The sequence below is a fragment of the Microbispora amethystogenes genome (genome assembly GCF_016863015.1).
In the GTDB taxonomy this organism is placed as follows: Bacteria; Actinomycetota; Actinomycetes; order Streptosporangiales; family Streptosporangiaceae; genus Microbispora; species Microbispora amethystogenes.
This window is the reverse complement of sequence record NZ_BOOB01000034.1, coordinates 29,900-56,447: the sequence shown is the minus strand read 5'-3', so window position 1 is coordinate 56,447 and position 26,548 is coordinate 29,900. Positions and strand designations below refer to the sequence as shown.

Annotated in this window: 25 protein-coding genes; 10 read left to right on the top strand and 15 right to left on the bottom strand. The window is 71.5% G+C overall.

What is annotated here, in order from left to right:
• Nucleotides 1-72 precede the first annotated feature (72 nt).
• Complete coding sequence (locus Mam01_RS21735) at nt 73-3,681, top strand: serine/threonine-protein kinase (protein ID WP_204287075.1); 3,609 nt, start codon at nt 73-75, stop codon at nt 3,679-3,681.
• Between the two features lie 24 nt (nt 3,682-3,705).
• Here Mam01_RS21735 and Mam01_RS21730 read toward each other — a convergent pair whose 3' ends face one another.
• The 8 genes from Mam01_RS21730 to Mam01_RS21695 form a co-directional block, all read right to left on the bottom strand.
• Nucleotides 3,706-4,659, bottom strand: coding sequence for a PDR/VanB family oxidoreductase (locus Mam01_RS21730; RefSeq protein WP_204287074.1), 954 nt, complete (start codon nt 4,657-4,659; stop codon nt 3,706-3,708).
• Between the two features lie 45 nt (nt 4,660-4,704).
• Nucleotides 4,705-4,971 carry a hypothetical protein gene (locus tag Mam01_RS21725; RefSeq protein ID WP_204287073.1) on the bottom strand — a complete coding sequence of 89 codons (267 nt, stop codon included), beginning with the start codon at nt 4,969-4,971 and terminating at the stop codon, nt 4,705-4,707.
• Nucleotides 4,968-6,029: a Rieske 2Fe-2S domain-containing protein gene (locus Mam01_RS21720; RefSeq protein WP_204287072.1), complete on the bottom strand. Its 1,062-nt coding sequence runs from the start codon at nt 6,027-6,029 to the stop codon at nt 4,968-4,970. The genes Mam01_RS21725 and Mam01_RS21720 overlap by 4 nt, the downstream gene beginning before the upstream one ends.
• A 3-nt stretch (nt 6,030-6,032) precedes the next feature.
• Nucleotides 6,033-7,568: an acyl-CoA synthetase gene (locus tag Mam01_RS21715; protein ID WP_204287071.1), complete on the bottom strand. Its 1,536-nt coding sequence runs from the start codon at nt 7,566-7,568 to the stop codon at nt 6,033-6,035.
• A 65-nt stretch (nt 7,569-7,633) separates the two neighbouring features.
• A complete protein-coding gene (locus tag Mam01_RS21710; RefSeq protein ID WP_204287070.1) occupies nt 7,634-8,998 on the bottom strand; it encodes an MFS transporter in 1,365 nt (454 codons plus the stop codon).
• A gap of 240 nt (nt 8,999-9,238) precedes the next feature.
• Nucleotides 9,239-9,697, bottom strand: coding sequence for a MaoC family dehydratase (locus Mam01_RS21705; protein WP_150936838.1), 459 nt, complete (start codon nt 9,695-9,697; stop codon nt 9,239-9,241).
• Nucleotides 9,694-10,578 carry an amidohydrolase family protein gene (locus tag Mam01_RS21700; RefSeq protein WP_204287069.1) on the bottom strand — a complete coding sequence of 295 codons (885 nt, stop codon included), beginning with the start codon at nt 10,576-10,578 and terminating at the stop codon, nt 9,694-9,696. The genes Mam01_RS21705 and Mam01_RS21700 overlap by 4 nt, the downstream gene beginning before the upstream one ends.
• Nucleotides 10,575-11,531 (bottom strand): SDR family oxidoreductase, encoded by a 957-nt coding sequence (locus Mam01_RS21695; RefSeq protein WP_204287068.1) that lies wholly within the window; start codon nt 11,529-11,531, stop codon nt 10,575-10,577. The genes Mam01_RS21700 and Mam01_RS21695 overlap by 4 nt, the downstream gene beginning before the upstream one ends.
• A 107-nt stretch (nt 11,532-11,638) precedes the next feature.
• Between Mam01_RS21695 and Mam01_RS21690 the strand changes: the two genes are divergently transcribed.
• Nucleotides 11,639-12,511 (top strand): PaaX family transcriptional regulator, encoded by an 873-nt coding sequence (locus Mam01_RS21690; protein ID WP_204287067.1) that lies wholly within the window; start codon nt 11,639-11,641, stop codon nt 12,509-12,511.
• A gap of 52 nt (nt 12,512-12,563) precedes the next feature.
• Here the strand turns inward: Mam01_RS21690 and Mam01_RS37390 are convergent, their stop codons facing one another.
• Nucleotides 12,564-13,922: an extracellular catalytic domain type 1 short-chain-length polyhydroxyalkanoate depolymerase gene (locus tag Mam01_RS37390; RefSeq protein ID WP_204287066.1), complete on the bottom strand. Its 1,359-nt coding sequence runs from the start codon at nt 13,920-13,922 to the stop codon at nt 12,564-12,566.
• Between the two features lie 252 nt (nt 13,923-14,174).
• On the opposite strand from Mam01_RS37390, the gene Mam01_RS21680 reads away from it, so the two are divergent.
• The 3 genes from Mam01_RS21680 to Mam01_RS21670 all read left to right on the top strand — a co-directional run bounded on the left by Mam01_RS21680 (nt 14,175) and on the right by Mam01_RS21670 (nt 16,380).
• A complete protein-coding gene (locus Mam01_RS21680; RefSeq protein WP_239101505.1) occupies nt 14,175-14,672 on the top strand; it encodes a MarR family winged helix-turn-helix transcriptional regulator in 498 nt (165 codons plus the stop codon).
• A 104-nt stretch (nt 14,673-14,776) separates the two neighbouring features.
• The gene (locus tag Mam01_RS21675) at nt 14,777-15,763 is read left to right on the top strand and encodes a GlxA family transcriptional regulator (protein ID WP_204287065.1); all 987 of its coding nucleotides are present in this window, start codon (nt 14,777-14,779) and stop codon (nt 15,761-15,763) included.
• Nucleotides 15,760-16,380, top strand: coding sequence for a DJ-1/PfpI family protein (locus Mam01_RS21670; protein ID WP_204287064.1), 621 nt, complete (start codon nt 15,760-15,762; stop codon nt 16,378-16,380). Before Mam01_RS21675 ends, Mam01_RS21670 begins: the two co-directional genes overlap by 4 nt.
• Here Mam01_RS21670 and Mam01_RS21665 read toward each other — a convergent pair.
• Entirely contained in the window at nt 16,373-18,649 is a 2,277-nt protein-coding gene (locus tag Mam01_RS21665) for an LLM class flavin-dependent oxidoreductase (protein WP_204287063.1), read from the bottom strand. The genes Mam01_RS21670 and Mam01_RS21665 overlap by 8 nt on opposite strands.
• A 95-nt stretch (nt 18,650-18,744) precedes the next feature.
• On the opposite strand from Mam01_RS21665, the gene Mam01_RS21660 reads away from it, so the two are divergent.
• Nucleotides 18,745-19,263 carry a MarR family winged helix-turn-helix transcriptional regulator gene (locus Mam01_RS21660; RefSeq protein ID WP_204287062.1) on the top strand — a complete coding sequence of 173 codons (519 nt, stop codon included), beginning with the start codon at nt 18,745-18,747 and terminating at the stop codon, nt 19,261-19,263.
• Here the strand turns inward: Mam01_RS21660 and Mam01_RS21655 are convergent.
• From Mam01_RS21655 to Mam01_RS21635, 5 genes are all read right to left on the bottom strand, one after another.
• The gene (locus Mam01_RS21655) at nt 19,249-19,890 is read right to left on the bottom strand and encodes a DUF2306 domain-containing protein (protein ID WP_204287061.1); all 642 of its coding nucleotides are present in this window, start codon (nt 19,888-19,890) and stop codon (nt 19,249-19,251) included. The two genes, Mam01_RS21660 and Mam01_RS21655, sit on opposite strands and share 15 nt — an antisense overlap.
• 114 nt (nt 19,891-20,004) lie before the next feature.
• Nucleotides 20,005-20,484 carry a GntR family transcriptional regulator gene (locus tag Mam01_RS21650; protein WP_204287060.1) on the bottom strand — a complete coding sequence of 160 codons (480 nt, stop codon included), beginning with the start codon at nt 20,482-20,484 and terminating at the stop codon, nt 20,005-20,007.
• Between the two features lie 45 nt (nt 20,485-20,529).
• The gene (locus Mam01_RS21645) at nt 20,530-21,012 is read right to left on the bottom strand and encodes a GntR family transcriptional regulator (protein WP_204287059.1); all 483 of its coding nucleotides are present in this window, start codon (nt 21,010-21,012) and stop codon (nt 20,530-20,532) included.
• A 97-nt stretch (nt 21,013-21,109) separates the two neighbouring features.
• On the bottom strand, nt 21,110-21,769 hold the full coding sequence (locus tag Mam01_RS21640; RefSeq protein WP_204287058.1) for a JAB domain-containing protein: 660 nt from the start codon (nt 21,767-21,769) through the stop codon (nt 21,110-21,112).
• 52 nt (nt 21,770-21,821) lie between these two features.
• The gene (locus tag Mam01_RS21635) at nt 21,822-22,559 is read right to left on the bottom strand and encodes a GntR family transcriptional regulator (RefSeq protein WP_150936867.1); all 738 of its coding nucleotides are present in this window, start codon (nt 22,557-22,559) and stop codon (nt 21,822-21,824) included.
• A 254-nt stretch (nt 22,560-22,813) separates the two neighbouring features.
• Here Mam01_RS21635 and Mam01_RS21630 point away from each other — a divergent pair, with 254 nt between their 5' ends.
• The 4 genes from Mam01_RS21630 (at nt 22,814) to Mam01_RS21615 (ending at nt 26,530) form a co-directional block, all read left to right on the top strand.
• Nucleotides 22,814-22,993, top strand: coding sequence for a hypothetical protein (locus tag Mam01_RS21630; RefSeq protein ID WP_204287057.1), 180 nt, complete (start codon nt 22,814-22,816; stop codon nt 22,991-22,993).
• Between the two features lie 279 nt (nt 22,994-23,272).
• Nucleotides 23,273-24,187 (top strand): 4-hydroxy-tetrahydrodipicolinate synthase, encoded by a 915-nt coding sequence (dapA, locus tag Mam01_RS21625; protein ID WP_150936869.1) that lies wholly within the window; start codon nt 23,273-23,275, stop codon nt 24,185-24,187.
• A gap of 104 nt (nt 24,188-24,291) precedes the next feature.
• Nucleotides 24,292-25,977 (top strand): ribonuclease J, encoded by a 1,686-nt coding sequence (locus Mam01_RS21620; protein ID WP_204287056.1) that lies wholly within the window; start codon nt 24,292-24,294, stop codon nt 25,975-25,977.
• Between the two features lie 55 nt (nt 25,978-26,032).
• Entirely contained in the window at nt 26,033-26,530 is a 498-nt protein-coding gene (locus Mam01_RS21615; RefSeq protein WP_204287055.1) for a ribonuclease FAU-1 family protein, read from the top strand.
• Nucleotides 26,531-26,548 lie beyond the last annotated feature (18 nt).

Genomic DNA, 26,548 nt, shown 5'->3' with positions numbered 1-26,548 from the left:
GCGTGCGGTTCAAGGGCGCGTGAACCTCCGGACCGTCGTCGGCATCAAAGAACCGAGAGACGGGGAGTGCGTATGGCGTTGGCGGCGCCGCTGCTGCCGGAGGACCCGGAGCGGCTGGGCGGATACTGGCTGGCGGGCCGGCTCGGGGCGGGCGGCCAGGGGGTGGTGTACGAGGCGTACGACTCCGGGGGCCGCCGTGTCGCGGTGAAGGTACTGCACGGCGAGGCGGCCCGCGACCAGGAGTTACGTGGCAGGTTCGGGCGGGAGGCGACGGCGGCCCGGAGGGTGGCGTCCTTCTGCACGGCCCGGGTGCTGGACGCGCAGCTGGAGGGCGACCAGCCGTACATCGTGAGCGAGTACGTGGAGGGGCCGAGCCTGCGCCGGGCCGTGCGTCAGGAGGGCCGCCGGTTCGCCGGGGACGATTTGCACCGGCTGGCCACCGGAGTGGCCACCGCCCTGGCCGCGATCCACGACGCGGGTGTGATCCACCGTGATCTGAAACCCGACAACGTGCTCCTCGGGCCGGACGGGCCGCGAGTGATCGACTTCGGGGTGGCCCGGACGCTGGAGATGTCGCTGACGGCGAGCGGCCTGGTGGCCGGAACGCCTACCTACATGGCGCCGGAGGTGTTCACCGGGCGGCGGGCCGGCACTCCCGCCGACGTGTTCGCCTGGGGCGGCGTCGTCGTGTTCGCCGCCACCGGAATCGACCCGTTCGAGGCGGAGAGCCTCGGCGGCGTCATGCACCGCGTCCTGTCCGTCGACCCCGATCTCAGCATGCTCCCCGAGTCGCTGCGCCCGCTGGTGGCCGCCGGGCTGCGCAAGGATCCGGAGGAGCGCCCGGCGGCCCGCGACCTGCTGAACGCCCTGGTCAGCGGGTTCCGCGGCTTCCAGGGGGATCTGCTGGCCCTGGGCAGCGCCGAGGCGGGGCTGCTGGGCCGGGACGGTGATCGCGAGCCCGGCCTGGGCATGCTCGCCGAGGAGGTGTACGCCGGGCTCGGCCCGGCCGCGCAGGCCGTCGTCCCGGACATGCTGCTGCGGATGATCGCCGTGGATGAGCACGGAGAGGAGAGCACTCGCCGGGTGAGTCGTGCGGAACTGCTGGAGGGCCGTCCGGCGGAGGAGAGGGCCGCCGTCGAGGAGGTGCTCGCGGCTCTGGCCCAGGCCGGGCTGCTGTCTGGTTCGGACGGCTCTGTCACGCTGGCCGGCCCGGCCCTGGTGAGGGCCTGGCCCCGCCTGCGCGCGTGGGCCGACGAGGAACACGACGGCCTGCGCGGGCACATGGAACTGGCCGCGGCGGCCCGTCGCTGGCGCGGAGACGGCGGGAAGGACGCCGACCTGCTCCAGGGCGCCCGGCTCGACAGCGCCCTCGCCTGGGCGGCGGGCGGGCGCCGCCACCTCGCCCTGAACGCGTCGGAACGCGAGTATCTCGCCGCCGGTTCGGCCCTGGTCAGGAGGCGCGCCAACCAGCGCAGGCTGCTCACGCTGGTCCTGGCCGTCCTGCTCGTGCTGTCGGTCGCGGGCGGCGGGCTGTCGGCGTACCAGGCCCGCAGGATCGCCGAGCAGCGCGACCAGGCGACCGGACGGCAGGTCGCCTCCCAGGCGGGGACGCTGCGCACGACCGATCCGGGCACCGCGATGCTGCTGACGGTCGCCGGCTGGCGCCTGGCTCCCGGCGCCGACACCCGATCGGCCCTCACGACGTCCCTCTACCAGCCCGAGACCGCCGTCTTCCCCGACCCTCAGGCGACCGGCACCACGCTCCGCGCGCTGAGCGGCGACGGCCGCGTCCTGGCCAGCGTCAGCGCCGACGGCGTCCGCCTCTACGACGTACGCACCGGCCGGAGGACGGGCGGCTGGGCCGACACCGGCATAGGCACCGGTCAGGTGTTGCAGAGTGTCGCGCTGAGTCCGACCGGCCGTTATCTCGCGGCGGTGCTCGGCGCGAAGGTGGTCGTGTGGGACGCCCGCACCGGGAAACGGAGGCGCGAGTACGACCCGCAGGCCGACGACTCCGCCGATCCCGAGGACCGCCGGTCGATCTTGGACCTGCTCCTGGAGTTCGGCGACGACGACGCGACCCTCGTCGTGCACGAGGGCCAGGGCCTGTTCCTCTGGAACATCGACAGTGGCCGCGCCCTTCCCCACTGGGAACTCGGCCACGCGGCCGTCGCGTCCTCGGGGCGGCTCGCGGCGTACGCCGTGGAGGGGGGCGAGCCCGGCGTCCACCTCCGGCGGCTGCCGGCCGGGACCGAGGACGCCCGGTTCCGCGCCGCCTGCCCCGGCGCTCCGATCTCCCTGGCCTTCAGCCCGGACGGTCGTACGCTGGCCTGCCGGGGCGCCAGGTCGGTCACCCTCGTCGACACCGGGACGGCGCGGCGCCTGCCCGGGCAGTTGGCGGCCGCCGGACCGGTGAACCTGGACCTCGCGAGCATGCCCGTGCTGCGGTACGGCCCCGGCGGGCTGCTGGCCTCGTTCGCCGACAACCGGATCCAGGTGTGGCGGGTCGCCGACCGCCATCTGCTGCTGGACTACCGGCTCGACGGAGCGGCCTTGGACGTCCGGTTCGACTCCGGCGGGCGTTCGCTCAGGTACGTGGTCGACCAGTCGGTCGTCACCGTGGACCTCGGGCAGCGCCTGGCGGGCGGCGGGCTCCCCGGGAAGCCGTACGCGGCGACGCTCAGCCCGGACGGGCGCCTGCTGGCCGTCCGGATGAGTGAGACCGATGCGGTGCGGCTGTGGGACGTCCGCGGGCGCCGTTTTGTCGGGGAACCCCTCCGGGGGTCGGAGCCCGGCCCCGACGCCGCCGGCTCCGACCCGCCGCAGTTCAGCCGCGACGCCCGTCACCTGCTCACCGGCGACGGCGCGGGGGCGTACACGGTGTGGGACGTCGTCACCCGTACGGCGTCGCGCACCGTCAGGGCGCCGAAGGACCGGCGACTGGAATCGGCGGCGCTGAGCCCGGACGGCCGCACGCTCGTGGCCGAGATGACCCCCCTGCTGATCCGGTCGGCGAGCCAGGAGGACGAGCGCTGGATGCGGTTGTGGGACGTGCACACCGGCGCGGTGCGCACGACCGTGCGCCTCACCCAGCCCGCGGGGCCGTACGTCTTCTCGCCGGACGGGCGCTACATGGCGCCTGTGGGCTCCGGGCCCGGCCGTTTCGTCGACGCCGCCTCGGCCAGGCCGTTCGGCGGGAACTACGATCCGTCCTCACAGAGCGGCTCCGGCTTTGGCCATCTCGCGTTCGCGCCTGACGGGCGGCTGATGGCGCTGGGCGACGGCATGGGCAGGATCGTGCTGTGGAGCACCCGGGGCCCGGTGCCGCGGCCGCCGGTGCTGCACGGTGCACTGGAGCCGGTGGGCGCGATGGCCTTCGCCCCGGACGGGCGGATCCTCGCCACCGGCGGCGGGGAGGGCACGGTCCAGCTCTGGGATGTCGGCAGCGGGCGCCGTCTCGGCCCCGCGGTCGATCTGTACGGGAGTGAGATCCTGAGCCTCGCGTTCAGCCCCGACGGCACCACCCTGTACGCCGCCGACGGGTCCGGCGGCGTGCACGACTATCCGGTGGATCCGGAGCGGATCGCCGCCGCGGTGTGCGCCCGGGTGGGGCGCACCCTGCCGGAGCGGGACTGGCCGACGTATCTTGCCGACGTGCCCTACCGCGACGTCTGCCGCTAGACGGCCTCACAATCGGACGGCGGCTCAGAGTTCGAGGACGAGACGGGGCGAGCGGGCGCGTGACACGCAGATGAACATGACGTCGCCGGCCGCGCGCTCCTCCTCGGTGAGGAGGCTGTCGCGGTGGTCGGGCACGCCGTCCAGCACCACCGTCTCGCAGGTGCCGCAGGTCCCCTCCCGGCAGGAGGACAGCACGGGGACGCCCGCCTCCTCGACCACCTCGAGGATCGAGCGGTCCTCCGGCACGGTCAGCGTCGTCCCGGTCAGGGCCAGTTCGACCTCGAACGCCGAGGCCTCGCCGCCGTCCGTGGCCGCGGGGGTGAACCGCTCGACGCGCAACGCGCCCTTCGGCCAGGACGCGCAGCGCTCCTCCGCCGCCCTCAGCAGTGGTTCCGGGCCGCAGCAGTAGACGAGGGCACCGGAGAGGGGAACGCCGAGCAGCCCGTCCAGGTCGAGCAGGCCCGTCTCGTCCTGCGGGCACAGCTCGACCCGGTCCGGATGGTCCCGTACGAGCCGGTCGGCGAAGGCCATCGAGGCCCGGGTGCGTCCGCCGTACACCAGCCGCCAGTCCGTACGGCGGCGCGCGGCCTCGGCGATCATCGGGAGGAGCGGGGTGATGCCGATCCCGCCGGCCACGAACAGGTAGCGGGGTGACTCGGCGAGGCCGAAATGGTTGCGCGGGCCGCGCACCCGCACCGTGTCGCCCTCGGCGAGCCGGTCGTGCACATGGGCGGAGCCGCCGCGCCCGATCGGCTCCCGCAGCACCGCCACCTCGAAGGCCCGGCCGTCGCCGGGGTCGCCGCACAGCGAGTACTGCCTGACCAGGCCCGGTGCGAGCAGTAGATCGACGTGTGCGCCCGGCGTCCAGGAGGGCAGCGGGCCGCCGTCGGGCCGGACGAGGCGCAGGAGCACGACCCCCTCGGCGACGGGCGTCCTGCCCGCCACCTTCAGGTCGAGCTCCGGTTCCGTCAGGGGCATGGCGCGCGGGTCCTCCGGCTGAGTGGGTGAACGAACGGCGTGTGCTCAGACGAGCGCGGCGGCGGGGGCGGGGGAGTTCTCCGCTCCGGCCGGCCGGGCCCGGTGTCCTTCCGGGTGGCCGAGCAGCCAGTCCCACAGGACCACGGGATCGTCGAACTCCCGTTCCGCGCCGCAGAAACAGGTGGCGTGCAACCGGTCGGTGCCCGGCACCCAGCGGATGCGGTAGACAGTGCGGCCGGTGCCGGCGGTGCGGCCGGTGCGAGCGCCGGGTTCGCCCCGGCCCGTCCGAGCGCCGGGTTCGCCCGGGTTCATCGGGCGGCGGTCCGCGAGGAGGCGGAGCCGGCCATCCGGGCGAGCAGTCGCCGGGCGGCCAGGCCGCCGGTGTCGATGTTCACCGACAGCTCCTGGTAGCGGTCCGGCTCGGCGGCGATGACCTGCTCCAGCGTGTTCAGCGCGGTCACGTCCTGCAGGACCACCGTCCGGTTGCTCTCCCGGAGGAAGTCGGAGACCTTCTCGTCGTCGAGCGCGAAGTCCCGCGCGACGGCCCAGAAGTCGTAGGTGCTGCGGTCCGTCGACGGGGTGATCGCGTAGACGACCTCGACGTGGAAGGCGTGCGGGTCGGCGCCGTCGGCGGCGGGCGGCGGCGACCCGACGGGGGCGACACGGCTGTGCAGGAGGTAGAGGCACGGCGGGTGATACTCGATGTCCTGCCATCGGGTGATCCGTCCCTTGATGCCGGTCGACTCGGCGTAGAACGGCGGGCACGCCGCGTCGTCCATGTGCCGGCTGACGTAGACGACGCCCTCGTCCTCGTCGACCTCGGTCGTGATCGGCGTCTCGGCCACCTCGGGCGTGCCGATGTACCCGCCGTGCAGGTAGGTCTCGTGGGACAGGTCCAGGAGGTTGTCCACGAGCAGGCCGTACCGCGCGTTCAGCGGCTCCATGCCGCACACCGTGGCGTACTCGGGCGCGACCAGCCAGGGTGCGCGCGGCGGCAGGGTGTCGCCCGGCTCGCGGTCGCCGATCCAGACCCAGACGAACGAGTCCTGCTCCACCACCGGGTAGGTCCGCAGCCGTGCCGTACGCGGGATGCGCTGCTGCGCGGGCACGGCGACACAGACGCCGTCCGGGCCGTAGGTGAAGCCGTGGTAGCCGCAGACCACCCGGTCGCCGACGAGGTGGCTGGGCGCCTCGGACAACGGGAACCTGCGGTGGACGCAGCGGTCGGCCATCGCCACCGCCCGCCCGTCCTCGGTACGCCAGAGCAGGATCGGCTCGTTCAGGATCGTACGGCCGAGCTGCCGCCGGCCCACCTCGTGGCCGTACGCGGCGACGTACCACTGGTCGCGCGCGAATTCCGTGACGATCACTGGTCACTCCTCGGTGCCGGCGGCGAGGGGCCGCCCGCGCAGGTCGGGTTTGCGGATCTTTCCGGAGCCGGTCTTCGGCAGGGCGTCGACGATGTCGAAGTAGACGGGGATCTTGTACTTGGCGAGCCGGGAGAGGAGGAACTCCCGCAGGTCGCCGGGCGTGACGGCGGCCCCGGCGCGAGGGACGACGAAGGCCCGGCCGACCTCCCCCCACCGCTGGTCGGGCACCCCGACCACGGCGGCCTCCGCCACGGCGGGGTGCTCGAACAGCACGTTCTCGACCTCGGCCGGGTAGACGTTCTCGCCGCCGGAGATGTACATGTCCTTGACCCGGTCGACGATGTGGAGGTGGCCCTCGTCGTCCAGGACGCCGATGTCGCCCGAGTGGAACCAGCCGCCCTCGGTGAGCGCGGCGGCGGTCGCCTCCGGGTTCCGCCAGTAGCCCGGTGTGACGTTCGGCCCCTGTACGAGCACCTCGCCCGGCTCGCCCGCCGCCGCGGGCGTCAGGTCGGGCCGCACCACCCGCACGTTGGCGAAGAACACCGGCACCCCGGCGGAGCCCACCTTGCGCTCGCTCTCGCCCGCCTCCAGGAAGGTGGCGCCCGGCGAGGTCTCGGTCAGCCCGTAGCCCTGGCAGAAGGTCAGGCCCCGCGCCTGGTACGCGCGGATCAACGCGACCGGGATCGCCGCCCCGCCCGACATCAGCGTACGCAGCGAGGACAGGTCGGCGTGGGCCCACCGCGGCGACCTGGCGAACGCGGCGAACATCGCGGTGACGCCGAACATCCAGGTGACACGGTGCTTCTCGATGAGGTCGTAGCACTGGTCGACGTCCCACGACGGAATGATCACGGATGTGCCGCCCTTGAGGAAGGTCGGCAGCAGCGTCTGGTTCAGCGCCGCCACGTGGAAGAGCGGCGCGCTGACCAGGGTCACCTCGGTGCTCGCCACGTCGACGCCGATCAGCATGTGGAAGCAGTTCCACGCGAGGTTGGCGTGACTGAGCATGGCGCCCTTGGGCCGTCCCGTGGTGCCGGAGGTGTAGAGGATCAGGGCGACGTCGTCGAGCGCCACCGGGATGTCGATCGGCGTGGGGTCGCCCTGCGACAGCCAGCTTTCGAACTCCGTCTCGCCGGGCGCGGGCGACGCCAGCGCCACGACCGTACGGAGGCCCGGCAGGGCGGGCAGGGCGCGGACCACCGCCGAGCACTCCGGGGCGTAGACGAGGAGGGAGGCGCCCGAGTCCGTCAGCATGTAGGCGATCTCGGGCGCCGTCAGGCGGAAGTTCAGCGGGACGAAGATCCCGCCGAGCAGGTGCGTCGCGAACAGGGTCTCGGCGAAGGCGACGTGGTTGGGACCGAGGTAGGCGACCCGGTCGCCGGCCCGCACCCCGGCGTCGCGCAGCCGGGACGCGAGCCGCGTCGTCCGTTCGTGCACCTCCGCGTAGCTGACCGGCCGGTCCGCGAAGAAGAACGCGGTGCGGTTCGGGCTCATCTGGGCCCGGCGGGCGGGCCAGCCTCCCAGTCCGGCGTTCCGCATCGGTGGCAACCCCTTCGCGTCATCTCAGGGACGGTGTAGGAGGAGCAAGGGTAGGAGGGACGGCGTCAGGCGGAGGACGGCTTCGCCGCGCCGGGCACGTCGCCGGAGGAGGGCGCGACCACCGCGACCGAGGTCAGGTCCTGACCCCTGGTCTCGCGCAGGGCCAGTACGCAGAGCACGGTCAGCAGGCAGGACGCGGCGATGATCGTGGAGGTCGTCGTGGTCCCGCCGCCTCCGGACGACGCGTCGAGTTGGGCGAACAGCAACGGGGCCAGGCCGGCGCCGAGCCCGGCGATCTGGTAGCCGAGCGAGGCTCCGGTGTAGCGGCTCCTGGTGGCGAACAGCTCCGTGTACAGGGCCGCGAGCGGGCCGAACATCAGCGGGTGCAGGATCGACTGGCCCAGCACGAGAGCGAGGGTGAGCACGGCCGTGCTGCCGCTGTTCACCATCGGGAAGAGGACGAATCCGAACACCGCCATCAGCAGCGCTCCCGTCAGCACGACCGGACGGCGCCCGACGCGGTCCGACAACGCCGCGCATCCCACGATACCGACGACGGCCAGCGCGGACGAGAGTGTGAGCCCGTTGAGCACGGCCTGCCGGGGGAAGCCGGCCCGCACGCCGTACGCGATGAGATAGGTGGTGAGCGTGCCCTGGGCCACGAAGGCGGACAGCCCGACGCCCACTGCGAGCAGCAGCGTCTTCGGGTGGTTGCGGAGCACGTCGAGCAGCGGCGCCGTCTGGCGCGCGGCCGCGTTCCTGGCGGCCTCGAAGACCGGGGTCTCGGTGACCCGCAGCCGGACGAACAGGCCGACCGCCAGCAGGAGGATGCTGAGCAGGAACGGCACCCGCCAGCCCCAGCTCAGGAACGCCTGCTCGCTCATGACCGCGCCGGTGCCGGTGAGCACGGCGGTGGACAGCACCATTCCGGACGGGGCGCCGGCGTTGGTGAAGCTCGCCCACAGGCCGCGGCGGCTGGTCGCGTGCTCGGCGGACATCAGCACCGCGCCGCCCCACTCGCCGCCGACGGCGATGCCCTGCAGGATCCGCAGCAGGACGAGCGTGATGGGCGCGAGGGAGCCGATCTGGTCGTAGGTCGGCAGCAGGCCGATCAGGAAGCTGGCGACACCCATGAGCGTCATGGTCAGCACCAGCATGCGCTTGCGGCCGAGGCGGTCGCCGAAGTGGCCGAAGAGCACGCCGCCGAGCGGCCTGGCGAGGTAGCCGGTGGCGAACGTGCCGAAGCTGGCGACCGTCGCGGCGAGCGGGTCGAGGGAGGAGAAGAAGACCTTGTTGAAGATCACTGCCGAGGCCGTGGCGTACAGCAGGAAGTCGTAGTACTCGATGACGCTCCCGATGAAGCTGGAGCTCACCGCGCGTCGGAGTTGGGTCTGGCTGGGCTGGGTCTGGCTGGGGGGTGTCTCTGGCATGACCGAGCTCCTCGTCCGGGGAGCGAGCTGTGTCGCTTTCCTGTCCGGAGGTTAGGCAGATCGATAACGGAGGTCAATACTTTGCCAAATATTGGCCAGGGGGCCGGAGAGAGGTGCTCCTCCGGCCTGCCGGAACGCCCGCGGCGCCCTCTCACGCCCGTCTTTCGGCACGCCGAAACACGCCGTACGGGCATGAAGGGCCAGGGCAGCGGGATCAGGCAGCGTGATCAGGCAGCGTGATCAGGCGTAGTGCCGGTAGACGGCGCGGGCGACGCAGGCGGGCTTGGCCGATCCCTCCACCTCCACCGTGAAGTCGAGCAGCATCTGGACACCGTTGCCGGGGACCTCCTCCACCGACACCACGGTGGCGGCGAGGCGGATCCTGGCCCCCACCCTGACCGGGCTGGGGAAGCGGACCTTCTCCAGGCCGTAGTTGACGCTCATCGTCACGCCCCGGATGTCGAGCAGTTCGTTGAACAGCGGGATGACCAGCGACAGGGTCAGATATCCGTGCGCGATCGGTGCGCCGAACGGGCCCTTGGCGGCCCGCTCGGGATCGACGTGGATCCACTGGTGGTCGCCGGTCGCGTCGGCGAAGGTGTTCACCCGGTCCTGGGTGATCTCCAGCCACCCGCTGTGGCCGAGGTCCTTGCCGGCGAGCGCGGTGATCTCGTCGAGCCCGTGGGCCGATGTCGTCATGGTTGTCGCGTCCCTTTCTGCCCGCCGAGCCCGAGCAGGCGTGCGGCGTTGTCCTTGAGGATCTTCGGGCGGACCTCCGGCTTGATGTCGAGCCGGTCGAAGTCGGCGAGCCAGCGGTCCGGGGTGATCACCGGATAGTCGGACCCGAACAGCACCTTGTCCTTGAGCAGCGTGTTCGCGTACCGCACGAGCTGCGGCGGGAAATACTTGGGCGACCATCCGGACAGGTCGATGTGGACGTACGGCTTGTGCGTGGCGACCGCCAGCGCCTCGTCCTGCCAGGGGAAGGACGGGTGGGCGAGGATGATCCGCAGGTCGGGGAAGTCCACGGCGACGTCGTCCACCAGCATGGGGTTGGAGTGCTTCAGCCGGATGCCGCCCCCGCCCGGGACGCCCGCGCCGATGCCGGTCTGCCCGGTGTGGAACAGCGCGATCGCGCCGAGCTCCTCGATCACCTCGTAGAGGGGATAGGCCATGCGGTCGTCGGGGGAGAAGCCCTGGATGCTCGGATGGAACTTGAACCCGCGCACGCCGTACTCCTCCACGAGGCGGCGCGCCTCGCGGACGCCGGCCCGGCCCTTCCACGGATCGACGCTGGCGAAGGGGATCAGCACGTCCGCGTGCGCGGCGCAGCTCTCGGCGACCTCCTCGTTGGAGATACGGGGATGGCCGGTCGCGTGCTCGGCGTCGACGGTGAACACCACCGCCGCCATCTTCCGCTCGCGGTAGTAGGCGGCCATCTCCGGGATCGTCGGCCGCGGATGTTCCTTGAAGTACTTCTCGGAGGCGCCGAACAGCTCCGCGCTCAGCGAGGCGTGCCCCTCGGCCGACACCTCGGCGTGCGTGTGCACGTCGATCGCGACAAGCTCCTCGACGTTCACGAGCCTCCCTTCGGCGCGTCCGGTGCCCCGTCCGATGTCTGGGGCGCGTCCGGCACGTTCGGTGCGGGAATGCCGTACGTCTCGGGCTCGGCGCCGACGCCCTCCGGCCACGCGGCGGCGATGGCGTCGGCCGACCAGCCGCCGTAGGTGTACGCCACCGACTTCTCGCTCGGATGGGACCAGAGCGCGAGCCGGTCGCCGCCGATGCCGATGGCCTGGCCCGTCACGTCCGCGGAGGCGTCCGAGGCGAGGAAGACGACCAGTGGGGCGACGTCCTCGACGGTGCCCATGCCCTCGCCCTGGCGCAGCCACGCGGGGAACGACCGGCCGGTCCGCTCCGCCTCCTCGATGATCGGGGCGAACGTCGGGATCGTCCGGGTCATCTCGGTGGCCGCGACCGGCACGATCGCGTTGACGGTGATGTTCGCCCTGGCCAGCTCCATCGCCCAGGTGCGGGCCATGGCGACGATGCCGGCCTTCGCTGCGGCGTAGTTGGTCTGGCCGAAGTTGCCACGCTGGCCCGCGGGGGAGGAGACGAGAATGAGGCGGCCGCCGGTCCCCTGCTCCCGCATCCGGACCGCCGCCGCGCGGGCGCAGGTGAACGTGCCGCGCAGGTGCACGCCGATCACCGCGTCGAAGTCGTCGTCCGACATCTTCCACAGCACCCTGTCGCGCAGGATGCCCGCGTTGGTGACCATCACGTCGAGCCGGCCGAACTCCTTCACGGCCGTGTCGACCAGCCGGTCGGCGACCTCGGCGGAGCCGACCGGGGCGGCGACCAGGGCCGCCCTGCCTCCCCTCGCGGTGATCCCGTCCACGACGCGCGCGGCGGAGTCGCCGTCCACGTCGTTCACGACGACCGCCGCGCCGGCCGCCGCCAGCGCCTCGGCGTACGCGCGCCCGAGGCCCCGGCCCGCGCCGGTGACGACGGCCACCTTGCCCGACAGATCCATGTGCTCCACCTCTCGATTGGGCAGCGTGCCGCCGTTCGAATCTATGGCAGTTATGTGACCATCGTCAAAGATTTGCCTTCCATGGGGAAGCGTCTACGCTTTCTGCTGTGAGCACCGGCGACCACGACCAGACGGCGGGTTCCATGCGCCCCCAGTCGTTGATGTTCAGCTTTCTCGGGATCTACGCGCTGGACCGCCGCACCGCCATCTACTCGGGCAGCGTCATCGACGTGTTCGCCCGTCTCGGCGTCTCCGAGGAGGCCGTACGGTCGACGCTCGCCCGCATGGTGAAGCGGAACCTGCTGGAACGGCACCGGCGGGGACGCAAGATGTACTTCGCGCTGACCCCGCACGCCGCCGAGGTGCTGGAGGACGGGCGCAGGCGGGTGTGGGAGACCGGGGCGGTGAACCGCGACTGGGACGGCACCTGGACCGTGGTCGGGTTCTCCCTGCCGGACAGCCGGCGCAGCACCCGGCACGACCTGCGGTCCCGGCTCGTCTGGGGCGGGTTCGGCCTGCTGCAGAGCGGGCTGTGGATAGCGCCGGGCGCCAAGGACGTCACCGAGATCCTCGCCTCCCTCGACCACGCCTCCCCTGACCATGCCTCCAACGACCCTGGCCTCGACATGGCCGACCACGTCACCGTGCTGAACGCCCGGGCGTTCAAGCCGACCGAGGCGGCCGATCTCGTCCGCAAGGCCTTCGACATCGAGCAGATCGCCGCCCGCTACCGGGCCTTCCTCGCCCGGTGGGACGCCTCCCTGCCCCTGCCGGAGGCGCCGGACGACCTCGCCCGGCAGTTGCTGCTGCACACCGACTGGCTGCAGCTCGTCCGGCAGGATCCGCACCTGCCGGCCGAGCACCTGCCCGGGGACTGGCCCGCGATCCGGGCCGAGCAGGTCTTCCAGACGCTCGCCCGCGACTACCAGCCGCGTGCCGCCGAGACGGCCGCCGCCGTCCTGGACACCCTCGCCCTCTGAGGTACGGGTGGTGCGTGCCCGGGGGCGGGCACGCACCTGGTGTCCGATGGGGCTATCCGTTGGCGCAGGCCGTGCCGTTGAGCGTGAAGCGGGCCGGCGCGGTGTTGGTCCCGCTGTAGGTGCCCTGGAAGCCGAAGCTGGTGCTGCCTCCGGCGGGGATCGCGGCGTTGTAGGAGACGTTGCGCGCCGTCACCTGCGTGCCGGACTGCGTCACCGTGGCGTTCCAGGCGTTGGTGACCTGCTGGTTGCCCGGCCAGCTCCAGGTGACCGTCCAGCCGTTGACCGCGGCGCCCGTGTTCGTGACCGTGATGTCCGCCGTGAACCCGTTGTTCCAGGTGTTGGGGCGGTAGCTGACCCGGCACGCCCCGGTCTGCGGGTCCGACGGGGTCACGCTGGGGCTCTGGCTGGGACTCTGGCTCGGGCTTTGGCTCGGGCTCTGGCTGGGGCTCTGGCTGGGACTCTGGCTGGGACTCTGACTCGGGCTCTGGCTGGTGCCCGTGAGGCCGAAGAACTGGATGGCGACGGCGGCCATCCCGCCCGACGGAAGGCTGTGACCCGCGCCCTGGATGGTGTAGGCCTCGACCTTCACCGTGCCGGAGGAGTCGGCGTAGCGGCGGCGGCTCCAGCCCGACTGCGGGGTGTCCGTGCTGGTCGGCGTCTGGCTAAGGCCGTTCACGTTGGTCCACTGCTTGATCTCCTCCTCCAGCTCCGAGTAGGCGACGACGTTGTCGTTGGTGCCGTGCCAGAGCTGCATCCGCGGCCACGGCCCCCGGTAGCTCGGGTTCGCGTTGCGCACGGCGTCGCCCCACTGCTGCGCGGTCTTGCCGACGCACGGCGCGGAGTTGCCGCCCGGGCTGTACGCCGCCTCGTTCGGGAAGCAGGTGAACGGCACGCCCATGAACGCCGCGCCCGCCTTGAAGACCTCCGGGTAGAGGCCGAGCATGGCGTTGGTCATCATGGCGCCCGAGGAACTGCCGGTCGCGAACACCCGGTTCGGGTCGCCGTGATACTGGTTCTCGACGTAGGTGATCATCGACATGAGCGACACCGGGTCGGTCTGGCCGCCGCGCACCTTCGACGCGTCGGACCAGTTGTCGAAGCAGTTGCTCTTCTTGGAAGCCGACGGGTAGATGACGATGAAGCCGTACCGGTCGGCCAGCGACGCGAACTCGCTGGACGAGTAGAAGCCGGGCCCGGAACCGCCGCACGGATGCATGGCCAGCACGATCGCCGGGTTCGACTGCACCCCGTTCGGCACGTACAGGTGCATCCGCAGGTTGCCGGGGTTGGAACCGAAATTCGTCACCTCGGTCAGCGTGGCCGCGGCGGCCGACTGCGCGGACACCAGGGTCACGGCGGCGTACAGCACCGCGGCACAGACACCGGCGAGTACCGCGAGTAATCGCTTCATTCGCTCCTCCTCTGCTGGACGTGCGGAGGTCCCGCTTTCCGGCGCGCCTTTTACGGAAGCGCCGTGCGTTGGCAAAACATGACGTCAGCCGGTATATGAGGAGGTATGGCCAGTGGTCAAGAGATGGCCCGAAGGGCCATGATCGGGCACGTCCACGCGAAACAGGTTTTAGCTGCATATCAAGCACTTTGCTATCAAGTGACTTGATATAGGAGTGCGAAACTTACATCCGGGAGGCCGGGAGGTATCGTCATGCTGGTGATCGCCTCCCGCACCCCTCCGGCCGCCCCGCAGAGCGCTCCGGCGCCCCGTCTGAGCTACCTGGTGTTCCGACTGGAGCGTCGCATCCGCGCCCACCTGGACGACTCACTCGCCCGGCACGGCGTCACCACGACGGAGTACATGGCCCTGAGCGAGCTTCGCACACGTGACGGGCTGTCGTCGGCGGAACTGGCCCGCATCGCCTTCGTCACGCCGCAGGCGATGAACCTGGTCATCCGCGACCTCGAACGGCGCGGGCTGATCCGCCGCGACCCGCACCCGGCCGGCGGACGGGTGCTGTGCGCACGCCTCACCTCCGAGGGCGTGTCGGTGCTGCAGCGGTGCGACGGCTCGCTCGACGACATCGAGACGGTCATGCTCGCCAAGGTCGACACCACGATGCGCGGCACCCTCAGGGAGGGTCTGACCCTCTGCGCCCGGGCCCTGCGCACCGACTCCCACCTCGACGCCCACCTCGACACGCACTGATCTCCGCGGCTTCCGCCCGGCGCCGGGAGCGCGCCGGCCTGATGGCGTAATGTGCAATATCCGTGTCGTTGACGCCATGATGCCCCGCCGGGAGCATCGAGGGTATGCAGCGACGTGCGGTCCGGCGTGTGGTCATCGTGGTCTTCGACGGCTTCCAGATGTTCGATCTGGCCGGGCCGGCGGACGTCTTCGCGACCGCGAACCTGCTCGCCCGCGAGGGGGGTTACCGCGTCGAGGTGGCGGCCGTGCGTGCCGGGGCCGTACCGGCGCAGAACGGGATCGTCACGCTCGCGGAGACCGCGCTCGGCGAGGTCGCGGGCCCGATCGACACGCTGCTCGTCGTGGGCGGGCTGTCCGTGCCGGAACACCTGGGTGATCGGGAACTGATCGGCGGCGTTGCCCGGCTGGCCGCCGGGGCACACCGGGTCGCCTCCGTCTGCAACGGGAGCTTCGTCCTCGCGGAGGCCGGGCTGCTGTGCGGCAGGCGCGCGACCACCCACTGGCTGGTGGCGGGGGAGATGGCCGACCGCTATCCGGACGTCGAGGTGGACGCCGACCCGATCTACATCCAGGACGGGAACGTGTGGACCTCGGCCGGGGTCAGCTCGGGCGTCGACCTCGCCCTCGCGCTCGTCGCCGCCGACCACGGCCACCGGCTCGCCCGGAACGTCGCCCGGGGGCTCGTGGTGTATCTGCACCGGCCGGGCGGGCAGAGCCAGTTCAGCGCCCCCATGCGGGCCGCCGTCCCACGGGCCGAGCCGCTGCGTGAGATCCAGGCGTTCGTCGACGCCAACCCCGCCGAGGACCTCAGCGTGCCCGCGCTCGCCCGGCGGGCGGGGATGAGCGAGCGGCACTTCTCCCGCGTCTTCACCGAGCAGACCGGGGTCCCGCCCGGCAGGTACGTCGAACGCAGCAGGGCCGACGCGGCCCGGCGGCTGCTGGAGACGACCGCCCACCCCCTGGACAGGGTCGCCAGGGAGACGGGGCTCGGCGCTCCCGAGACCCTCTACCGCGTCTTCCGCCGCCACTGGCGTGTCTCACCCGGCGACTACCGCCGCCGGTTCCGATCGAAGGAGAACAGCAGATCATGAACATCGCGATCCCCCTCTATCCGAGGTTCACCGCGCTCGACGCCGTCGGACCGTACACGGTGCTGGCCTTCGCGCCCGGCTGCACGGTCACGTTCGTCGCGGCCGAGCCGGGGCCGGTGCTCGACGACCGGGGGAGCCTCAGCCTCGCGGCCACCGCGTCGTACGCCGACCTGCCCGAGCCGGACGTGATCGTCGTGCCCGGAGGGCCCGGGACGATCGAGGCGCTGTCCGACTCCGCGCTGCTGGGCTGGATCGCGCGGGCGCACGAGCAGACGCGGTGGACCACCTCCGTGTGCAGCGGGTCCTTCCTGCTGGGCGCGGCCGGACTGCTGACGGGCCGGAAGGCGACCTCCCACTGGGGATGGCTCGACCAGCTCGCCGGGTTCGGCGCCGAGCCGGTCAGCGAGCGCGTGGTGACCGACGGGAAGATCGTGACGGCGGCCGGCGTGTCGTCGGGCATCGACATGGCCCTCACCCTGCTGGCCGCGATGCGCGACGAGGAGACCGCGCAGTCCGTGCAGCTCGCCATCGAGTACGACCCCCAGCCCCCCTTCGCCGCCGGCAGCCCGAAGACCGCCCCGGCCGGCCTGGCCGAGAAGGCCATGGCCCTCATCTGACGTCGTCCGCCGGTTCGACGGGGAAGTTCGCGCGGAACACGTTGTCCGGGTCGTAGGCGCGCTTGACCCGCCGCAGCCGGGCGAGGCCGGCCTCGCCGAAGGCGTCGAGCAGCCGTTCGGGCCGGGTGTCGGTGTCGAAGGACAGGTAGAGGCCGTCGGTGTACGGCGCGACCTCGGCGTCCCACGCGGCGTCGAGGGCCGGCTGCGCGGCGCCCATGGCGGTGAGCAGGAAGTTCTGGTGCCGGTGCGGATAGGCGGTGGCGTCGGGGGCCAGGTCGTGCGCGGCCCCGCCGGTTGCGCGTATCTGCAGGAAGTAGGACGACCGGGAGCTCGCGATCCGCCCGAACGCGCGGCTCACGTCACCGTCGAGGTGGGTGACCAGGCCGGAGCGTACGGCGGGGTCCCCACCACCCGTGTGGTGCCTCTCGGCCGGCTGGACCACCCCCGAGTAGGGCAGCAGATATCCCTGGTGACCCAGCAGTGGGCCGGCCTCGGCGAGCCGTTCGAGCTCGCTCACCGCGGCCTCCGTGTCCGCGCCGGCGTAGACGGTCATGAGCTGGGCGACGGCGTCCTGGCCGCGGCGCGCCGGTGAGAGGACGAGGAAGCTCGTCAGCTCGCGCGGCGCCTTCTCCACCGCCGCGCCCCAGCGCTCGAGGAGCCCCGCCGTGTCGCGGGCGTCCAGGGTCATCTGGGAGAAGACGACGTCGCCGAGCTCCATCGCCTCGATCTCGACCCAGGTGACCACGCCGAGGTTGCCCCCGGCGCCGCGCAGGCCCCAGAACAGGTCGGGGTTCTCCTCCCGCGAGGCGTGCAGCACCCGCCCGTCGGCGGTCACGACCTCCGCGGCGACGACGTGGTCGATCGTCAGGCCGAAGCGGCGCCCGAGCAGGCCGATGCCGCCCGTGGTCGCGAGGCCGCCCACGCCGACGCCGCCGAAGTCGCCCGAACTGATCGCCCATCCGTGCGGCACCAGGGCCTCGGCGACCTGGCCCCAGGTCGCGCCCGCGCCCAGCCGCACCCGGCGCGTGGCCGGGTCGACGACCTCGACGGTGTCGAGCGCGCCGACGTCGAGGACGATGCCGCCGTCGTTGGTGGAACGGCCGCTGATCCCGTGCCCGCCCGAGCGTACGCCGAGCGGCACGCCTTGGGACCTGGCGTACGCGAGCCCCTCGGCGACCTGGCCGGCCGTCCGGGGACGCAGAACCAGACCGGGCGACCCCGCGCGCAGGTAGTTGTGCCGCACCGACTCGTAGGCGCGGTCGCCGGGCTCGACGGCGTCGGCCGCGAGGCTCGCCGGGACCCTGCCGTAGTCGATCCCGTCGCGGCGCAGCGCGATCGCGGCGGCTCCGCGGCGGGCGGCCGCGGGGACCGTCCCGGTGGCGGCCCGCTCGCGCGCCACCGCCTCCCGTACGGCGGGGGCGATCTCCTCGCCGTAGACCTGGATGAGCCGGGGGTCGTCCGAGCCGAGGACGAACGTGCCGATGCCGTCCTCCAGCGCCAGAGCGGTCAGCTCCTCCACCCACTGCTCGACCGGCCCCCGCAGGAAACCCTCGCGGGTCTCGGTGACCTCGCCGCCGATGTTCAGCAGGCGGCGCACCCGCGCCGGATCGCGCCCGGCCTCCTCGGCGGCCGCGTCGATGATCTCGTTGCCGCGCCGCAGGTCGCCGTCCTTGAGATAGGCGAGAGAGGGCAGCCATCCGTCGGCCTCGCGCCCCACCAGGCGCAGCATCCGCGGCTTGTAGGCGCCGACCCAGATAGGGATGTCGTGCGCGGGCGCCGGACCGCGCTTGGCCCCCGCGACGCGGTGGTGTTCCCCGTCGACGCGCAGGATGCGGCGCTCACCCGCGTCCCAGATGCCGCGGATGATCTCGATGGCCTCTTCGAGCGCGGTCACGGACTCGGCCGGTGTCAGGCGGGTGCCGCCCATCGACTCGATCGCGTCCCAGAAGCCGCCCGCGCCGATGCCGAGCGCGAACCGGCCGCCGGAGAGAAGGTCGAGCGACGCCGCGGCGCGGGCCAGCACCGCCGGCGGGCGCAGCGGCAGGTTGAGCACGTTGCCCGAGACCGTGATCCGCTCCGTCCGCGCGGCCACCCAGGACAGCAGCGTCCAGGTGTCCAGGAACCCCGGCTGGTACGGGTGGTCCTGGAACGTCACGAGATCGAGCCCGGCGGCCTCGGAGATCCGCGCCAGCCGGACCGGCCCCTGCGGATCGTGGTTCTGCGGGGTGAGAAACGTGCCGAAGGTCGGCTCGTGGCCGTAGTCCGTCATCGCCGGGCCTCTCTGTGTCACAACTGATCTGTGGAGCAGACGATATGTGACGCAACTTATCGAGGTGACAGCGTATTCCGGGTTAGGGTGGATGTGTGACCGACCGCGAACCCACCGGCTCCCCGGCGCCGTCCACGCAGGGATCCGTGATCGGGTGGGCCCTCGCCGTGCTGCTGCGGGAGTGGAGCGCGCGCGTGGAGGACATCTCCCGTGACCTGCCGCACGGGGTGCGCGGCTACCAGGTGCTCTCCGCCGTCGTGCACGAGGCCCCGCCCACACAGGCCGCGCTCGCCGCCCGCCTGGGCATCGACCGCACCGTCATGACGTACCTGCTCGACAAGTTCGAGGGGTGCGATCTCGTGGAGCGCCGGCAGGACCCGGCCGACCGCCGGGCGCGGCGCATCGTGCCGACCGAGCACGGCCGGCGCGTCCTCGCCGAGCTCGACGCGCGCGTCGCCCGGGCCGAGGACGAACTGCTCTCCGGTCTCGTGCCCGAGGACCGGCGGGTCCTCACGGCGCTGCTGGAGCACGCCGCCACCGGGGCGGCGCCCGGCGAGGACCGCTGCGCCGCCGCCGCGAGACCAGTCGGCGGCAGAACCTCAGACACGGTCTAGCCGGGCTTCGGGTACGCGAGTCCGCCGTCTGATGATGCCCTCGGCCACGACCAGGTTGACGATCCAGCCCAGCGTCTGCCCGATCGGGATCATCGAGGTCGCGAGCTCTCCCACCGCCCCGGCGCCGCGGAAGGGGATCTGGGCCAGCAGGAGCAGGGGAACGAGGACGCGCGACGTCACCGCGAGGAACGTCAGCGCGTAGTTGCGCGTCATCCAGTCGCGATGGCTCACGAAGTCACGCCGGCGGGCGGCCCGGAACGCGAGCCCACCGGTGACCAGCCACAGGACGGCCGCGGTCGTGAGGCCGATCTGCGTCACGACGCGGCCCGACCACATCGCGACCGGGATCGTGGCCGCCGCGGACGGCAGCACACCGGCGAGAAGATAGGCCCGGCCGATCGTCCGGTGGATCCGCCGGCGGGCCCGCACCCGCGGCACGAACTGCAGGGGACCGAGCACCAGCGCGACGGCGGCGGTCGCGATATGGCCCACCAGGACGTAGTAGTGCAGGCTGCCGCCCACGTCGAGGCGGCTGTCGTCGATGTCGAGACCCAGGTACGGGTAGACCAGCACCGAAGCGGCGACCACCGCGACGATCAACATCAGCCATGGCGTCCGTCTCCGCATGGCCGCAGCCTCGCAGGCCCGCCCCGCCCCGGCATCCGCCCCCGGATGTCCCCGCGCGTACGCAATTCGGCGTACGGAGATCGAGCGTCAGGCGGCCTCGCACGCCATGCCCGGTCAGTCCTTCGGCCAGTTCTCCGGCGAGGACACGTACGTGCCGCGATGGGGGACGGTGAAGACGTATCCCTGGTCCCGGAGGAACTTGACGGCCTGCCGCACCGTTGCCTTGGCCACGCCCCACTGCTGCATGAGCGACTTCTCGCTTGGGATCGGCCGATTCGTCTTCAGTTCCCGGCGCTCGATACGTTCTGCGATCTCCTTCGCCATCTCCTCGTAGAGCAGCGGTCTCCGTCGGGGACGGTAGACAGTGCCGTCGCCGACGAAGGTTCCCAGACCTGGCTGGGTCTGAACGAGGCCGAGTTCCCTCAGTTCCCGGGTAACTCGCCGTGCCGTGGCGCGAGCCACGCCGTACTCCGCTTCCATCTCCGCCTCACTCGGGATGGCGTCGCCCTCGATCAACTCGCCATGACGGATCTGCGCGTGGATGAGTTCGGCGATCTGCTTGTAGACGGGTACCGGACCCTCGCGGTCGAACATGGGTCGACTCTAGACAGGCCCAGACGACTAGACGAAGGAAACCCGCTAATCCTCCGGCCACTTGTCCTCTGCTGAGACAAAGGTCCCTCGTTGAGGGACGGTGTAGACCCAGCCCTGATCGCGAAGGCGGCCGATCGCCCTGCGGACCGTCTCGCGTGCCACCTCGTATCTCTGCACCAAAGCCGTCTCGCTCGGTACGGGACGCCGAGGTTGCAGGTCTCCGCTCCGGATCTCCTGGACGATGTCCTCGGCGATCTTCCGATACATCGGAAGCTTGCGTGGTTCCCGCGGCGCGCTGTCTGGTGCGGCGACGAAGGTGCCCTCGCCCTGCACCGTGTAGATCAGGCCTTCCTCGCGCAGCATGTGGACGGCTCGCCGAGCGGTCGTCCGTGCTACCCCGAACTCGCTCTGGATGGCGGCCTCACTCGGGATGGGCCGTCCAGGCGCAAGGTCGCCTCGTTGGATCTGCTCCCGGATGATCTCAGCGATCTGCACGTAGAGATGGGTGTCACCGTCATGGTCGAGCACGCTCGAAGCGTAGACGACCCATTACGCACCTCTCTGTATTGATATGCCTGATCAGACGTTCAAGCTTGTATTGGTCAAGGCAATACAACTAGACGTACTATGGCCATGGCACGCGGCGCCAGGCGGTGTCGGTGACGATCACGTGGTCGAGGAAGCGGAGGCCGACGGTGTCGGCGGCCTCGTGGAGGCGGGCGGTGACCTCGACGTCGGCGGGGCTGGGATCGAGCGATCCGCTCGGGTGGTTGTGGGCGAGGCCGAAGGCGGCCCCGCCGGAGAGGAGGACGGTGGTGACGATGTCCCGGACCGGTGCCGGTGTGTGGTCGCTGCCGCCCTCGCTGAGCACCGAGCGCCGCAGCACCGCGCCGCGGCCGTCGCAGACGATCACGACGAGCCGCTCGCGCGGGTGCCCCTGCAGCAGGGGAGCGGCGGCCGAGGCGATGTCGGCCGAGCAGGTGATCCGGCTTCGCTCAGGCTCCGCCTGGGCCCGCCGTACGAGGTGGAAGGCGGCGGCCACCCTGGCCGCCTTGGCCGGGCCCACCCCCGGCACGGCGAGCAGCCGGTGGGCCTCGGAGCGGGCCAGCTCGCCGAGGTCGCCGCAGTGGGCGATGACCTGGGAGGCGAGCTCCACGGCGCTCACGCCCCTGCTGCCCGAGCCGAGCAGCAGGGCGAGCAGCTCTCTGTCGGCGAGCGCCGCCGCTCCGGACGCCAGCAACCTCTCGCGGGGCTGGTCGGCCAGGGGCAGGTCTTTGACGCGCATCGGCACCTCCGGACGGGGGATCCGGATTGGTTGTACCAGCGGGCACCGACAGTCAGAGGGGGCTGGGAATACCGTAGACCAGGCGGAAGCGATCACCGGGCACCACGGCGTCGCTGGTCTCTACCGGCCGGTCACCCGACCAGTACGTACGCTCGATCTGGAGCACCTGCACGCCGGCGGGCAGCTCCAGCAGATCGCTCTCGGTCGGCTGGGGCACGCGGACGTGCACGGCCTCGCTGATCTCGGTGATGGGGGTGCCGCTCGCCGCGAGGCGGAAGGCCGCGCTCCTGCGTTCGTAGGTGCCCTCTTCCGCGCCCTGGCCCTGCCCCGGCTCGATCGGCTCGTACGTGGTGAGCAGCTGGAGGGGCCTGCCGTCGCCGCGGAAGATGTGGCGGGTCCGCATCACCGGGCCCGACTCTCCCAGGCGCAGCCGGTGGACGATGTCGGGCGGCGCGTCCGCGAGCTCGCTGCGCCAGCTCCAGCTCGGATGCCGGCCGCCCGCGTGCATGTCGCTGGCGAAGGCGGTGTGGGGTTCGGGGGAGCGGCCGCGGTGGAGCGGGAGCAGGATCGGTTTCTCCCGCACCCGGTGCCCGGAGCCCACCCGGCTGATGATGAGGCCCTCCTGGGCGAGCACCCGCAGCGCGTGGCGCGCGGCCGTCTCTCCGACGCTGTACTTCCGGGTTATCTGGTGCCGCGACGGGATCGGTGCGCCCGGTGGGAGCGTGCCGTCGATGATCTGGCGGCGGATGTCTTCGACTACGCGCAGGTAGACCGGATCAGAGTTTGCCATCAATCCATCCCTGAGGGGGTGACGGGTCCTCCAAATCTTGACGTATCCGCCGGGCGACACAGAGTGACGGAAGTGTCCTGTGACCCCAACTTTGCCTGGTGAAAGGTCCGCCAATGGGCGATTGTGCCGCTAAGGGGTCGGGTGTAGACATTCCGCTCCCGCCCCCTTATCACGGCATCCATGTGGGTCCCGCCTGGGACGACCACGAGCGCATCACATGGCTGAAACCGACCCCTCGCAGCGACCGTGTCCGGGTGCGGCGTCACACCTGCGAGTGCAAGCCCACGATCTACGAGCTGTGCCAGGCGGGCGGGCTGCTGTTCGTCCGCCGCACCGAACGGGAGCCCGAGGTGAAGGTCCGCGAGACCGAGCGCCTCATCACCGTCAGGATCGTGCCCCTGTGGACGAAGCTGCTGACGGGGGAGGCCCGCTGAGCGCGCCTGGGGCCTGGAACCGCTGAACCACGACTTTCCTGGTCATACGGGGTATGACCCGCCGTTCACGGCCTCCGGGAAAAAATTCGCGCGATGGTGTGTAACGTCCGCGTAAGGAACGCCGATTCTTCGGTAGAGGTCGCCGATGTGTGTACCCCCGAGCACATATCGGCGGCCTCTTTCTCTGTCCCCGGGTCTGTCCCCGGCAGGCGTCACGGGACGGGACATATCGGGGTGGCGACGTCCATGACCCGCGCGGATCCGGGTACCGTTCGGTCTATGGCATCGCCAACTGGAACCTCCGACGCCCCCTTCGGCCGCGCGCTGACCGCGATGGTCACACCGTTCACCTCTGACGGCGCCGTCGACTATGAGGGCGTCCAGCGGATCGCCGCCTATCTCGTCGACGAGCAGCGCAACGACGGACTGGTCGTGAGCGGCACCACCGGTGAGTCCCCCACCACCTCCGACGAGGAGAAAGACCGCATTCTGCGGGCGGTGGTCGAGGCCGTGGGCGACCGGGCCACCGTCGTCGCGGGCGCGGGGACCAACGACACGCGGCACAGCGTCGAGCTGGCCCGGGCCGCCGAGCGCGCGGGGGCGCACGGTCTGCTGGTGGTGACGCCGTACTACAACAAGCCGCCGCAGGAGGGCCTGGTCCGCCACTTCACCGCTGTCGCCGACGCGACCGGCCTTCCGGTGATGCTCTATGACATTCCCGGGCGTGCGGCCACGCCCATCACGACGGAGAGCCTGTTCCGGCTCGCCGAGCACCCGCGCATCACGGCGGTGAAGGACGCCAAGGGCGACCTGTTCGCCGGCTCGCAGGTGATGGCGGGCACCGACCTGGTGTTCTACTCCGGTGACGACCTGCTGAACCTGCCCTGGCTGTCGGTGGGGGCGGTCGGCTACGTCAGCGTGGTGGGCCACGTCGTGGGCCCCGACCTCGTCGCCATGTGCGACATGTACCGCACCGGTGACGTGGCGGGCGCGCTGGAGACCCACCGGCGGCTCCTGCCGGTGGTCTCGGCGATCATGACGCGCACCCAGGGCGCGATCATGGTAAAGGCGGCGCTGACACTGGTGGGCCAGGACGGCGGTTACGTCCGGCCTCCGCTGGTGGACGCCACGCGGGAGCAGATCGCGGCGCTTCGGGAGGACCTCATCACAGGGGGTCTCAAGCTTGTGGATTAGATCAACAGATGGAGCCGAATGAGCGACTTGACCAGGAAGAAGAACAGACGATCCGGGGGTGGCGGCGTGACCGTGACCGGGCGGCGCCGGGCTGAGGGGGCGGCATGAGTCATCCGCATCCCGAACTCGGCCCGCCTCCGCCGCCGCCGGAGAACGGCCTGCGCATCGTCGCGCTGGGCGGCCTCGGCGAGATCGGCCGGAACATGGCGGTGTTCGAGTACGACGGCCGCCTGCTCGTGGTGGACTGCGGCGTGCTGTTCCCCGAGCCGGACCAGCCGGGCGTCGATCTCATCCTTCCGGACTTCGACTACATACGCGGGCGCCTGGACGACATCGAGGCGCTCGTGCTCACGCACGCCCACGAGGACCACATCGGGGCGGTGCCGTACCTGCTGCGGGAGCGGCGCGACATCCCGATCGTCGGCTCGCGGCTGACGCTCGGGCTCATCGAGAGCAAGCTGGCCGAGCACCGCATCCAGCCGGCGAAGGTCGAGGTGATCGAGGGAGAGCGGCGCTCGTTCGGGCCGTTCGAGTGCGAGTTCGTCGCGGTCAACCACTCGATCCCCGACGCGCTCGCGGTGGCGGTCAGGACCCCCGCGGGTCTCGTCCTGCACACGGGCGACTTCAAGATGGACCAGCTTCCGCTGGACGGACGGCTGACCGACCTCGGGGCGTTCGCGCGGCTCGGGGCCGAGGGCGTCGACCTGCTGATGTCCGACTCCACCAACTCGGAGGTGCCGGGCTTCGTCACCAGCGAGCGGGACATCGCGCCGGTCATCGACGACGTCTTCCGCACCGCCGCGAAGCGGATCATCGTGGCCAGCTTCGCCTCGCACATCCACCGCGTGCAGCAGATCATGGACGCCGCCGAGAAGCACGGCCGCAAGGTCGCGCTCATCGGCAGGTCGATGGTCCGCAACATGGGCGTGGCGCGCGAGCTCGGCTACCTGAAGGTGCCGGCGGGCCTGCTCGTGGACTCCCGGGAGATCGAGGAGTGGCCGCCGGAGGACGTGGTGCTGATCTGCACCGGTTCCCAGGGCGAGCCGATGGCGGCGCTGTCGCGCATGGCCAACCGCGACCACCCGATCAGGATCGCCGAGGGCGACACCGTCCTGCTGGCCTCGTCGCTGGTGCCCGGCAACGAGACGGCGGTCAGCAAGGTCATCAACGGCCTCAACCGCTGGGGCGCCCGGGTGGTCCACAAGGGCAACGCCCGGGTGCACGTGTCGGGCCACGCGGCGGCGGGTGAGCTGCTATACGTGCTCAACCTCACCAAGCCGTCCAACTTCATGCCGGTGCACGGGGAGTGGCGGCACCTGCGGGCCCACGCCCGGCTGGCCGAGCTGACCGGCGTACCCCGCGAGAACATCGTGATCGCCGAGGACGGCGTGGTCGTCGACCTGGTCGACGGCCGGGCGAGGATCGCGGGCGCGGTCCCCTGCGGGTACGTCTTCGTGGACGGCACCTCGGTGGGCGACATCACCGACGTGGCGCTCAAGGACCGGCGCATCCTGGGCGACGAGGGGTTCATCTCCATAGTCGTCGTCGTGGACTCCACCACCGGAAAGCTCACCGGCGGACCGGAGATCACCGCTCGTGGCTCGGGCATAGACCCTCACGCCTTCGACGCGGTCATCCCGCTGATCGAGTCCGCGCTGCAGGAGGTCGCCGCGGCGGGCGTCGCCGACGAGATGCAGATCCGGCGCACGATCCGCCGTACGGTGGGGCGCTGGGTGAGCGACACCTACCGCCGCCGGCCGATGATCATCCCGGTGGTCGTCGAGGTGTAGCGCACAATCCAAATCCCGTTGAACTCGGATACGGGCGTGGCGTAACGTCCCGCCCGTGTCCGAGGTGAGGATCGTCTACCGCAAATGGGGCGGAGCGCTGCACTGGCACCACTTCGCCCGGCTGCTCGGCGAGGACGAGCACGGTGTCTGGGCCGGCTTTCCCGCCCGGACCATCGCCCAGCGGGGGCACGAGCCGGAGACGGTCTTCGAGGTCCCGTCCGTCATGCTGTTCCCGCGCGACGCGTGGTGGACGGCGTCGTTCAACGCCCCGCCGCACAAGGCGGAGATCTACTGCGACATCACGACGGTGCCGGTGCGGCGTGACGGCCGGATCACCATGGCCGACCTCGACCTCGACGTCCTGCGGATGCGCGACGGCCGGGTGCTGCTGGACGACGAGGACGAGTTCGCCGACCACCAGGTGCGGTACGCGTACCCGCGGGAGGTCATCAGCCAGGCGGAGCGGTCGGCCGCCTGGCTGATGGAGTCGGTGGCCGCCCGGACCGGTCCGTTCGACGGCGCCCACGACCGCTGGCTGTCCCTCGTGACCTGAGCCCGGCTCAGCGCCAGA